Here is an 11,998-nt window from a genome sequence, read left to right on the forward strand (position 1 = left end):
GGACCGGGCAGACGGACCGCCGCGCGGAACGACGAAGGGCCCCGCACGAGGCGGGGCCCTTCGCTTCCGGCACGCCGGCGGACGGTCCTAGAGGACGTCGCCTACGCGGTGCACGCGGATGTCGTTGGTGGTGCCGGGGATCCCGGGAGGGGATCCGGAGATGATGATGACCTTGTCGCCGTTCACGGCGCGGCCGGTCGACTTCAGGGCCTCGTCCACCTGCGCGACCATCTGGTCGGTGTGGGTGACGCGGTCGACGACGAACGACTCCACGCCCCAGAACAGCGCCATCCGGCGACGGGTCGACTCCTCCGGCGTGAAGGCGAGGATCGGGATCTTGTTGCGCAGGCGCGCCATGCGGCGGGCCGACTCGCCCGACTCGGTGAACACGCAGAGGTACTTGGCCTCGACGAAGTCGGCGACCTCCACGGCGGCGAGGGTGATCGCGCCGCTCTGCGTGCGCGGGCGCGTGCCGAGCGGGGCGATGCGGTCGAGACCGTGCTCCTCGGTGGAGGAGACGATGCGCGCCATGGTCTGGACGGTGACCGTCGGGTACTCGCCAACGCTGGTCTCGCCCGAGAGCATGACCGCGTCGGCGCCGTCCAGGACGGCGTTGGCGACGTCGGAGGTCTCTGCACGGGTCGGGACCGGGCTCGAGATCATCGACTCCAGCATCTGCGTCGCGACGATGACCGGCTTGGCGCGACGACGGGCGAGCTCGACCGCGCGCTTCTGCACGATCGGGACCGCCTCCAGCGGCAGCTCGACGCCCAGGTCGCCGCGGGCGACCATGATGGCGTCGAAGGCGTCGACGATGTCCTCGAGGGCGTCGACCGCCTGCGGCTTCTCGATCTTGGCGACGACGGGGACCTTGCGCCCCTCCTCGGCCATGATCTCGTGCACGCGCTCGATGTCGGCGGCGTTGCGCACGAACGACAGCGCGATCAGGTCGGCGCCGAGCTTGAGGCCCCAGCGGAGGTCCGCCTCGTCCTTCTCGGACAGCGCGGGCACGTTGACCGCGACGCCGGGGAGGTTGATGCCCTTGTTGTTCGACACCGGGCCGGCGACGACGACCTCGGTCGTCACGACGGTGCCGTCGGTGTCGAGCACGCGCACGCGCACCTTGCCGTCGTCGATCAGGAGGAAGTCGCCCGGCTTGACGTCCTGGGGCAGGCCCTTGAACGTGGTGGAGGAGATCTCCTTGGTGCCGATGATGTCCTCGGTGGTGATCTTGAAGATGTCGCCCTCGGCCAGCTCGTAGGGACCGGCCTCGAACTTGCCGAGGCGGATCTTCGGGCCCTGGAGGTCGACGAGCACGGCGACGGGCTTGCCCGCGTCGTCGGCCGCCTTGCGCACATTGGCGTAGACGCCCTCGTGCACCTCGTAGCTGCCGTGGCTCAGGTTCATGCGCGCCACGTCCACACCCGCGTCGATGATCGCGCGGATGTTCTCATAGCTCGAGGTCGCCGGCCCGAGGGTCGCGACGATTTTGGCCCTTCTCATGCTTTACGTTCGCTCCGTGATTTCTGCGCCGTGGATCGGCGCGGGTGATTCGGTGGATTGTCCCCCGCGTCCGCGGGCTCGCGTCTAGACGAGGATGCCGCGGTCCGTGGGGCGGACCGGAGCCGGCAGCTGCGTCTCCCCTTCAAGATACCGGTCGACGGCCGCCGCCGCCGCCCGGCCCTCGGCGATCGCCCACACGATGAGCGACTGGCCGCGGCCCGCGTCGCCCGCCACGAAGACGCCCGGCTGGCCCGTCTGGTAGTCGCCGGCGCGCTGCACGTTGCCGCGCTCGTCGAACGGGAGGCCCAGCTGCGACGACAGATCGGCCTGCTCGGGGCCGGTGAAGCCCAGCGCGAGGAGGACCAGGTCTGCCGGGATCTCGCGCTCGGTGCCGGCCTTGGGGACGCGGCGCCCGTCGAGGTACTCGGTCTCGGCCACGCGCAGTGCGCGGACCTCGCCGAACTCGTTCGCGAGGAACTCGACGGTCGACGCGAGGTACTCGCGCTGACCACCCTCCTCGTGCGCCGACTGGACCTCGAACAGGGTCGGGGTCATCGGCCACGGCTGGTGCGACGGACGCTCCGACGGCGGCTGCTTGCCGATCGCGAGGTTGGTCACGCTGGCGGCGCCCTGGCGGTGCGCGGTGCCGATGCAGTCGGCGCCGGTGTCGCCGCCGCCGAGCACGACGACGTGCTTGCCGTCGGCCGTGATCTGGCCGGCGACGTCGTCGCCCGCGCCCGCCTTGTTCTGCTGGACCAGGTACTCCATCGCGAAGTGCACGCCGGCCAGGTCGCGGCCGGGGATCGGCAGGTCGCGCGGCACCATCGCGCCGGTGGCGACCACGACCGCGTCGTAGCGTGCGCGCAGGTCGTCCCAGGTGATGTCGACGCCGATGTTGACGCCCGCGCGGAAGCGGGTGCCCTCGGCCATCATCTGGTTGAGGCGGGCCTCCAGGTGCTTCTTCTCCATCTTGAAGTCCGGGATGCCGTAGCGCAGGAGGCCGCCGATGCGGTCGTCGCGCTCGTACACGGCGACCGTGTGGCCGGCGCGGGTGAGCTGCTGCGCGGCCGCGAGGCCGGCGGGGCCGGAGCCGACGACGGCGACGGTCTTGCCGGTGAGTCGCTCCGGCGGGTGCGGCTGCACCCACCCGTTCTGCCACGCCTGGTCGATGATCGACACCTCGACCTGCTTGATGGTCACCGCGGGCTGGTTGATGCCGAGCACGCACGAGGACTCGCACGGCGCCGGGCACAGCCGTCCGGTGAACTCCGGGAAGTTGTTGGTCGCGTGGAGGCGCTCGATCGCCTGGCGGCCCTCCCCGCGCCACATCAGGTCGTTCCACTCGGGGATCAGGTTGCCGAGCGGGCAGCCCTGGTGGCAGAACGGGACGCCGCAGTCCATGCAGCGGCCGGCCTGCCGGCGCAGCTGCGCCGGGTCCTGCGCCTCGTAGACCTCTTTCCAGTCCATGAGCCGGACCGAGACGGGGCGCCGCTTCGGCAGCTCCCGCTCCGTCACCTTCAGAAAGCCCTTAGGGTCAGCCACCGGTCACCTCCAGAATCCGGTTCCAAACGATCTCGCCGTCGGGGTCGAGCCCCTCGTCGACGGCCTCCTGGCGCATCTGCAGCACCGCCGCGTAGTCGCGCGGGAGCACCTTCACGAACTTCGCCACCGTGGCGTCGAAGTCGTCGAGCATGCGCTGCGCGAGCTCCGAGCCCGTCTCGGCGACGTGCTGCTCGAGCAGGTCGCGCAGGATCTCGATGTCGCCGCTGCCGAGCGGCAGCAGCTCCAGCTCGCCGCTCGCGAGCGAGTCGCGGTTGACGCGGCCCTCCTGCAGCTCGTACACGTAGGCGGTGCCGCCCGACATGCCGGCGCCGAGGTTGCGGCCCGTGCTGCCGAGGATCACCGCGAGCCCGCCGGTCATGTACTCGAGCGCGTGGTCGCCCACGCCCTCCACGACCGCCGTGGCCCCGGAGTTGCGGACCAGGAACCGCTCGCCCACGATCCCGCGGATGAACATGCTGCCCTGCGTCGCGCCGTAGCCGATGACGTTGCCGGCGATGACGTTCTCCTCGGCGGCGAAGGCGCTCTCGCGCGGCGGGCGGACGACGATCCGGCCGCCGGAGAGACCCTTGCCGACGTAGTCGTTGGAGTCGCCCTCCAGCCGCAGCGTGATGCCGGACGGGAGGAACGCGCCGAGCGACTGGCCGGCCGACCCGGTGAGCGTGATGTCGATCGATCCGGCCGGGAGGCCGTTCTCGCCGTGCCGCACCGTCACCTCGTGACCGAGCATGGTGCCGACGGCGCGCTCGGTGTTGCGGATCGGGAGGCTGAGCTCCAGCGTCCCGCCGTTCGCCAGCACGTCCTGGGCCGCGTGGATGAGCTGGTTGTCGAAGTGCTCGTCCAGCTCGTGGTCCTGGGCGCGGCCGTTGCGGCGCGGGGCGCTCTCCGGGAAGGAGGGGCCGTGCAGGATCGGCGACAGGTCCATCCCCGACGCCTTCCAGTGCTCGACGGCGCGGTCGACGTCGAGCAGCTCGGCGTGGCCGATCGCCTCGTCGAGCGAGCGGAAGCCCAGCTCGGCGAGGTACTCGCGCACCTCCTGGGCGATGAACTCGAAGAAGTTGACCACGAACTCGGGCTTGCCCGAGAACCGGGAGCGCAGCTCCGGGTTCTGCGTGGCGACGCCGACCGGGCAGGTGTCGAGGTGGCAGACGCGCATCATGATGCAGCCGGAGACGACCAGCGGCGCCGTGGCGAAGCCGAACTCCTCCGCCCCGAGCAGCGCGCCGACGATGACATCGCGGCCGCTCTTCAGCTGACCGTCGACCTGCACGACGACGCGCTCGCGCATGCCGTTGAGCATGAGCGTCTGCTGCGTCTCGGCGAGGCCCAGCTCCCACGGCGTTCCCGCGTGCTTCAGCGAGTTCACCGGCGAGGCGCCCGTGCCGCCGTCGTGGCCGGAGACCAGGATGACGTCGGCCAGCGCCTTCGCCGTGCCGGCAGCGACCGCGCCGATGCCGGACTCGCTCACGAGCTTCACGTGGACCCGGGCGCCGGGGTTGGCGCGCTTGAGGTCGAAGATCAGCTGCTTGAGGTCCTCGATCGAGTAGATGTCGTGGTGCGGAGGCGGCGAGATCAGGCCGACGCCGGCGGTCGCGTGCCGGGTACGCGCGACCCAGGGATAGACCTTGGTCGGCGGCAGCTGACCGCCCTCACCGGGCTTCGCGCCCTGGGCGAGCTTGATCTGGATGTCGTCGGCGTGCGTCAGGTACATCGACGTGACGCCGAACCGGCCGGAGGCGACCTGCTTGATGGCGCTGCGCCGCTCCGGGTCGAGGAGCCGGTCGAGATCCTCTCCGCCCTCACCGGTGTTCGACTTGGCGCCGAGCCGGTTCATGGCGATCGCGAGGGTCTCGTGCGCCTCCTTGGAGATGGAGCCGTAGCTCATCGCGCCGGTCGAGAACCGCTTGACGATCGACTCCACCGGCTCGACCTCGTCGAGGGGCACCGGCGGGCGCTCGCCCGACTTGAGGCGGAACATGCCGCGCAGGGTCATCAGCGACTCGGACTGGTCGTCGACGAGCTTCGTGTACTCGCGGAAGATGTCGTACCGGCGCGTCCTGGTCGCGTGCTGGAGGCGAAACACCGTCTCCGGGTTGAACAGGTGCGGGGCGCCGTCGCGGCGCCACTGGTACTCGCCGCCGGTCGCCAGGCGCTCGTGCGCGACGACCGCGCCGTCGGCCGGGTACGCGCTGGTGTGCCGGGCGAGGTTCTCGGCCGCGATCACGTCGATGCCGACGCCGCCGAGCTTGCTCGTCGTGCCGGTGAAGTACTGGTCGACGAACTCCTGGCTGAGGCCGACGGCCTCGAACGCCTGGGCACCCGCGTACGACGAGACGGTCGAGATGCCCATCTTGGACATGATCTTGAGCACGCCCTTGCCGAGCGCCTTGATGACGTTCTTGACCGCCTTCTCGGGCGAGACGCCGGCGATCATGCCGGAGCGGACGAGCTCCTCGCAGGTCTCCATCGCGAGGTACGGATTGATTGCCGAGGCGCCGTAGCCGATCAGCAGCGCGATGTGGTGCACCTCGCGCACGTCGCCCGCCTCGACGATCAGGCCGACCTTCATGCGGTTCTCGGCGCGGATCAGGTGGTGGTGCACCGCGGCGAGCATGAGCAGCGACGGGATGGGCGCGAGGTCCTTGGTGGAGTCGCGGTCGCTGAGCACGATGAACTGGGCGCCGGCCTCGATCGCCTCGTCCACCTCGTCACACATCTCGGCGAGACGGTTCTCCATCGCGTCGGGCCCGGCGTCGAAGCGGTACAGGCCGCGCACGGTCGTGGTGAGCCTGCTACCGGGGCGCGGGTCGATGTGCTGGATCTTCGCCAGCTCGTCGTTGTCGATCACCGGGAAGTCCAGCACGACCTGGCGCGCGTGCTCCGGGCCGGCGTCGAGGAGGTTGCGCTCCGGGCCGAGGCCCAGCTTCATGGTCGTGACGACCTCTTCGCGGATGGAGTCCAGCGGCGGGTTCGTCACCTGCGCGAACTGCTGCGTGAAGTAGTCGAACAGCAGGCGCGGGCGCTCCGAGAGCACCGCGACCGGCGTGTCCGAGCCCATCGCGCCCAGCGGCTCCGCACCCGTGGTCGCCATCGGCTTGAGGAGGATGCGGACCTCTTCCTCCGTGTAGCCGAAGGTGCGCTGGCGGCGCGTGATGGACGCCGGGGTGTGCACGATGTGCTCGCGCTCCGGCAGGTCCTTCAGATTGATGCGGCCCTGGTCCAGCCAGTCGCCGTAGGGGGCGCCGGAGGCGAGCTGCGACTTGATCTCGTCGTCCTCGATCAGGCGGCCGGCCTCCGTGTCCACGAGGAACATGCGGCCGGGGCGGAGGCGGCCCTTGCGCACCACACGGCTCGGCTCGAAGTCGAGCACGCCGATCTCGCTCGCGAGCACCACCAGGCCGTCGTTGGTGACGACGTAGCGGCCCGGGCGCAGGCCGTTGCGGTCGAGCGTGGCGCCGACGAGGGAGCCGTCGGTGAACACGATCGCGGCCGGGCCGTCCCACGGCTCCATGAGCATGGAGTGGTACTCGTAGAAGCTGCGCCGGGCCGGGTCGATCTCGGTCTGGTTCTCCCACGCCTCCGGCACCATCATCATGACGGCGTGCGGGAGGGAGCGGCCGGAGAGCGAGATCAGCTCGACGACCTCGTCGAAGGACGCCGAGTCGCTCGCGCCGGGCGTGACCACGGGGAACACGGGCGCGAGGTCGCCGAGCAGCTCGCTCTCGAGCTGCGACTGACGGGCGCGCATCCAGTTGCGGTTGCCCTGCACGGTGTTGATCTCGCCGTTGTGCGCGATCATGCGGAACGGCTGCGCGAGCGGCCACGACGGGAACGTGTTGGTCGAGTAGCGCGAGTGCACGAGCGCGAGCTTGGAGGCGAAGCGCTGGTCAGAGAGGTCGGGGTAGAACGGCTCCAGCTGGAGCGTCGTCACCATGCCCTTGTAGACGAGCGTGCGGCTCGACAGCGACGAGAAGTACAGGTCGAGCTCGCGCTCCGCCCGCTTGCGCAGGAAGAACGTCTGGCGGTCGAGCTGGATGCCGGAGACCGGCTCCCCCGCCTCGTCCAGCCGCGTGCTGGTGACATAGAGCTGCTCGATGACCGGCATCGCCTCGCGGGCCAGCGTGCCGAGCTCCTCCGGGCGGACAGGGACGACGCGCCAGCCGAGGACCGTCAGGTCCTGCTCGGCGGCGATCGCCTCCACCGCCGTCTTCACGCGACCGCGCTCGCCCTCGTCGGTCGGCAGGAACGCGTTGCCGACGGCGTAGCGGCCGGCGGCGGGCAGTTCGACGCCGGAGACCGCGCGCAGGAAGGCGTCCGGCACCTGCGTGATGATGCCGGCGCCGTCGCCCGTGCCGGCGTCGGAGCCGACGGCACCGCGGTGCTCCAGGTGACGCAGCGCCTCGAGCGCGGCGTCGATGATGTCGTGCCCGGCGGTGCCGCGCAGCGTCGCCACCATGGCGAGACCGCACGCGTCCTTCTCGTCGGCGGGGTCGTAGAGGCCCTGCTTGCCGGGAAGGGTGCCGAAGCGGTGATGGGGAGGCGTGAGCGCCATCTGTCGACCGTCCTCACTGTTCGTGGATGCGGGGGGACGCCATCGGCCCAGGGGAGGTGGGAGGGGTTCCGACGCGATCCGAGCTGTGTGCGGCCCGGAGATACGGTGCGGTGGGGAGGGAGGGTGCTTGCGGGTGTCGCCTCGGATGTTCTTTCGTGGCCCGGCTTTTCGTCGGGCCCGCGATCTACTTCGAGCCGTGTCCGCTTGTGGCGGAGGCTGCGGAGGACCCGGCGGGCACTCCGTCGTCATCGGCGGAGACCTCGTCATCCGGGTCGGTGTCGTCCGAGTCTACCTCAGCATCGGGCCGGACCCACTCACGCCCCGGCCGGTACGGGCTCGGCTCGAGTCCGGTGTGCCGGCGCGACTGCACGATGAAGATCACGACGCCCAGCACGACGGCGACGAAGGCGGCCCAGACGTTGGTCGGGATGCCGAGGAACGAGAATTCGCTCGGGTCGATCCTGATCGACTCCAGGTACGAGCGGCCGAGGCCGTACCAGATCAGGTACAGGGCGAACACCTTGCCCCACTGGAGGCGGAACTTGCGCTCGAGCCACACGATCACGATCACGCCGATGACGTTCCAGATGATCTCGTAGAGGAACAGCGGCTGGAACAGCGTGTCCTCGGGGAGGCCCACCGGGATCGCCTTATTGGTCGGGTCGATCTCGAGGCCCCACGGCAGGCTCGTCGGCAGGCCGAAGAGCTCCTGGTTGAACCAGTTGCCGAGGCGGCCGATCGCCTGGGCGAGCAGGAGCGCAGGGGCGAGGGCGTCGGCGAAGGTCCAGAACCGCAGCCCGGTCCAGCGGCAGCCGATCCAGGCGCCCACGGCGCCGCCGATCAGCGAGCCGAAGATGGCGTTGCCGCCCTCCCAGATGTAGAGCACGGCCCAGGGGTTCGCACCCTCGTAGAAGTAGTCGTTGGGGTGGGTGACCACGTGGTACAGCCGGGCGCCGATGATGCCCAGTGGCACCGCCCAGAGCAGGATGTCGAGCACCACGCCCGGCTCGGCGCCGCGCTTGGTGAGGCGGCGCGACGTCCAGATCGCGGCCACGATGATGCCGATCAGGATGCAGATCGCGTAGGTCTGGATCCGCCAGTGCAGCCCGAAGATGTCGATCGGGATCTGCTGCCACTCGGGCCCCGGGCTGGGGATGCCGGCGTACCAGCTGCTCAAGGTCGCAACCACCCGTGACTCACCTTCCGTGTCGTTCCGCCGCAGCGCCGACGGCGCGCAGCCTCAATAGTCTAGAACGCCGCCGCTAGCGCGACGTGCGGGCCGCCGCCGTGCCCCGGGCGAGGTCGGCAGCGGTGCGGCCTGCCGCCTCCACTCCCCCGTCCGCCAGCGCTTTGACGAGGGCGGAGCCGACGATCGCGCCGTCGGCGTACCCGAGCACCTCGGCGACCTGCGCCGCGCTGGAGATGCCGAGCCCGACGCAGGTGCTCGTGGCCCCCGCGTCGCGTAACCGGCCGACCAGCGTACGCGCCGCCGAGTCGACGTCGCTGCGGGCACCGGTGATACCCATGGTCGAGACCGCGTAGACGAAGCCGCGGCTCTTCTCGACGGCCTGCCGGAGACGGGCGTCGGTGGAGCTGGGCGCCGCCAGGAAGACGCGATCGAGGCCCACCCGGTCGGAGGCGTCGAGCCAGGCGCCGCCCTCGTCCGGGATCAGGTCGGGCGTGATGAGGCCCGCTCCCCCGGCGGCGGCGAGGTCGTCGGCGAAGCGGTCGACACCGTACTGCAGCACCGGGTTCCAGTAGGTCATGACGAGCACGGGGATCTCGACCTGGGCGGTGATCTCGCGCACCGCGGTGAAGCCGTCGCGCAGGCGGAACCCGTTGCCGAGCGCCTGCTGCGTCGCGGCCTGGATGACCGCGCCGTCCATGACCGGGTCGGAGTACGGCAGGCCCAGCTCGATGACGTCGACGCCGTTGTTCGCGAGCGCCACGGCGGCGTCGATGCTCGTCCGCAGGTCGGGGAAGCCGGCCGGGAGGTACCCGATCAGGGCGCCGGCGGCCTCCGTGTTGCGGCGGGCGATGGTGTCGGCGACGCGGCTCACGACTGCACGGCTCCTTCGTCGATGAGGCCGAAGTAGCGTCCGGCGGTCTCCATGTCCTTGTCGCCGCGGCCGCTGAGGTTCACCAGGATGACCGCGTCGGGTCCGAGCTCGCGGCCGAGCTCCAGCGCGCCGGCAAGGGCGTGCGAGGACTCGATGGCCGGGATGATGCCCTCGGTGAGGCTGAGCAGGCGCAGCGCCTCCATCGCGGCGTCGTCCGAGACCGGGCGGTACTCGGCGCGGCCGATGGCGGCGAGGTGGGAGTGCTCAGGGCCGACGCCCGGGTAGTCGAGCCCGGCCGAGATCGAGTGCGACTCGATGGTCTGGCCGTCCTCGTCCTGCAGGAGCATCGTGCGGGCGCCGTGCAGCACGCCCGGCCGGCCCTTCGAGATGGTCGCGGCGTGGCGCGGGGTCTCCGCGCCCTCTCCCCCGGCCTCGTAGCCGATGAGGCGCACGTCCTCGTCGTCGAGGAAGGCGTGGAAGATGCCGATGGCGTTGGAGCCGCCGCCGACGCAGGCCACGACGGCGCTCGGCAGGGCGCCGGTCAGCTCGAGCACCTGCTCGCGGGCCTCCTCGCCGATGATCTTCTGGAGGTCGCGGACCATCGCCGGGAACGGGTGCGGCCCCGCGGCGGTGCCGAAGATGTAGTTGGTCGTCTCGACGTTGGTCACCCAGTCGCGCATGGCGTCGTTGATGGCGTCCTTGAGCGTGCGGGAGCCGGTCTTGACGGCGATGACCTCGGCGCCGAGCAGGCGCATGCGGGCCACGTTGAGCGCCTGGCGCTCGGTGTCGACCTCACCCATGTAGATGGTGCAGTCGAGGCCGAACAGCGCGGCGGCGGTCGCCGTGGCGACGCCGTGCTGGCCGGCGCCGGTCTCGGCGATCACCCGGGTCTTGCCGATGCGGCGCGTGAGGATCGCCTGGCCGAGCACGTTGTTGATCTTGTGCGAGCCGGTGTGGTTGAGGTCCTCGCGCTTGAGGATGATGCGGGCCCCGCCCGCATGGGCGGCGAACCGCGGCACCTCGGTGATGATCGACGGGCGGCCGGTGTAGCTGCGGTGCAGCTCGTCGAGCTCGGCGTGGAACTCGGGGTCGGCCTTGGCGGCCTCCCAGGCCTCGGTCAGCTCGTCGAGCGCGGCGACCAGCGACTCGGGGACGAACCGGCCGCCGAAGTCGCCGAAGTACGGACCCGTGGCGTTGCGACGCGAGTCGTGCTGCGCGTCGGGGGTGGGGGTGGACATCAGGCTCCCAGGAACTCGTGGAGGGTGGCGACCGGGTCGCTCGTGACGAGCGCCTCGCCGACGAGGACGACGTCGGCGCCGGCGGACCGGTAGTGGGCGACGTCGTCGGCGGTCTTCACGGCGGACTCGGCCACGCGGATCGTGCCGGCCGGGTAGCGGTCGGCGAGCCGGCCGAAGAGGTCGCGGTCCAGCTCGAAGGTGGAGAGGTTGCGGGCGTTCACGCCCACGAGGCGCGCCCCGGTGTCGAAGGCGCGGCTGAGCTCGTCGGCGGTGTGCGCCTCCACCAGGGAGGTCATCCCCAGTTCGGTGACGAGCGCGTGCAGCTCGGTCAGCTGCGGCTGGTCGAGGGCGGCCACGATGAGCAGAACCAGGTCGGCGCCCGCCGCGCGGGCCTCGAACACCTGGTACGGGTCGCTGACGAACTCCTTGCGGAGCACCGGCAGCGACACGGCCGCACGGACGGCCTCGAGGTCGGCGAGCGAGCCGTGGAACCGGCGCTCCTCGGTCAGGACGCTGATCGCGCTCGCGCCGCCCGCCTCGTACAGCGCCGCGTGCGCGGCGGGGTCGGGGATCTCGGCGAGGGCGCCGCGGGACGGGCTCGCGCGCTTCACCTCGGCGATGATCTTGACGCGCTCGGCCGGGGCGAGCGCCGCGAGGGCGTCGATCGCCGGAGCCTGCGCGAGCGCGGCGGACTCGACGACGGCGAGCGGGCGCTCGGCCCGGCGCCGCTCGGCGTCCTCACGTGCGCCGGCGACGAGGTCGGCCAGCACGCGTCAGTGGCCCTTCGGGGTGTACTTGGAGCCGCCGACGCCGTACCCGGCGCGCTTCATGATCCAGCCGACGATGAGGCCGACGATGGCGAGGCCCGCCGCCGCCCACACGATGATCGGCGCCTCGAAGAAGAACGCGACCGCGCCGATGGCGAAGGCGATCAGCATGATGATCACGGCCGTCCACGCCGCCGGCGAGTGACCGTGGCCTGGCTCGACTGAATCGCTGCTCATGGGACTCCTGCACGTCTGGTGCGCGCGGATCACAGCGCGCACGGTTTTCGGAACGGACCCAGTCTAGTGGCTGGGACCGGG

General features: G+C 71.0%; 8 protein-coding genes. All 8 read right to left on the bottom strand.

The window, feature by feature from the left end:
* Nucleotides 1–87: 87 nt before the first annotated feature.
* The 8 genes from pyk to P5G50_RS13415 all read right to left on the bottom strand — a co-directional run bounded on the left by pyk (nucleotide 88) and on the right by P5G50_RS13415 (nucleotide 11,917).
* Nucleotides 88–1,503: a pyruvate kinase gene (gene pyk / locus P5G50_RS13380; RefSeq protein ID WP_301208362.1), complete on the bottom strand. Its 1,416-nt coding sequence runs from the start codon at nucleotides 1,501–1,503 to the stop codon at nucleotides 88–90.
* A gap of 84 nt (nucleotides 1,504–1,587) precedes the next feature.
* Entirely contained in the window at nucleotides 1,588–3,045 is a 1,458-nt protein-coding gene (locus P5G50_RS13385) for a glutamate synthase subunit beta (protein WP_301208360.1), read from the bottom strand.
* Nucleotides 3,038–7,615: a glutamate synthase large subunit gene (gene gltB / locus P5G50_RS13390; RefSeq protein ID WP_301208359.1), complete on the bottom strand. Its 4,578-nt coding sequence runs from the start codon at nucleotides 7,613–7,615 to the stop codon at nucleotides 3,038–3,040. The genes P5G50_RS13385 and gltB overlap by 8 nt, the downstream gene beginning before the upstream one ends.
* 184 nt (nucleotides 7,616–7,799) lie before the next feature.
* A complete protein-coding gene (gene lgt / locus P5G50_RS13395; protein WP_301209376.1) occupies nucleotides 7,800–8,792 on the bottom strand; it encodes a prolipoprotein diacylglyceryl transferase in 993 nt (330 codons plus the stop codon).
* An 85-nt stretch (nucleotides 8,793–8,877) separates the two neighbouring features.
* Nucleotides 8,878–9,675, bottom strand: coding sequence for a tryptophan synthase subunit alpha (gene trpA / locus P5G50_RS13400; RefSeq protein WP_301208357.1), 798 nt, complete (start codon nucleotides 9,673–9,675; stop codon nucleotides 8,878–8,880).
* Complete coding sequence (trpB, locus tag P5G50_RS13405) at nucleotides 9,672–10,913, bottom strand: tryptophan synthase subunit beta (protein ID WP_301208356.1); 1,242 nt, start codon at nucleotides 10,911–10,913, stop codon at nucleotides 9,672–9,674. The genes trpA and trpB overlap by 4 nt, the downstream gene beginning before the upstream one ends.
* Nucleotides 10,913–11,683, bottom strand: coding sequence for an indole-3-glycerol phosphate synthase TrpC (gene trpC / locus P5G50_RS13410; protein WP_301208355.1), 771 nt, complete (start codon nucleotides 11,681–11,683; stop codon nucleotides 10,913–10,915). Before trpC ends, trpB begins: the two co-directional genes overlap by 1 nt.
* A 3-nt stretch (nucleotides 11,684–11,686) precedes the next feature.
* On the bottom strand, nucleotides 11,687–11,917 hold the full coding sequence (locus P5G50_RS13415) for a DUF6704 family protein (protein ID WP_301208353.1): 231 nt from the start codon (nucleotides 11,915–11,917) through the stop codon (nucleotides 11,687–11,689).
* Between the last annotated feature and the right edge of the window lie 81 nt (nucleotides 11,918–11,998).

The sequence above is a fragment of the Leifsonia williamsii genome (assembly GCF_030433685.1).
Taxonomy (GTDB): Bacteria; Actinomycetota; Actinomycetes; order Actinomycetales; family Microbacteriaceae; genus Leifsonia; species Leifsonia williamsii.

Excerpts from the sequence above, each read along its gene's own strand:
- P5G50_RS13415 (WP_301208353.1), bottom strand. The coding sequence starts at position 11,917 with ATGAGCAGCGATTCAGTCGAGCCAGGCCACGGTCACTCGCCGGCGGCG.
- trpB (WP_301208356.1), bottom strand. The coding sequence starts at position 10,913 with ATGTCCACCCCCACCCCCGACGCGCAGCACGACTCGCGTCGCAACGCC.
- pyk (WP_301208362.1), bottom strand. The coding sequence starts at position 1,503 with ATGAGAAGGGCCAAAATCGTCGCGACCCTCGGGCCGGCGACCTCGAGC.
- gltB (WP_301208359.1), bottom strand. The coding sequence starts at position 7,615 with ATGGCGCTCACGCCTCCCCATCACCGCTTCGGCACCCTTCCCGGCAAG.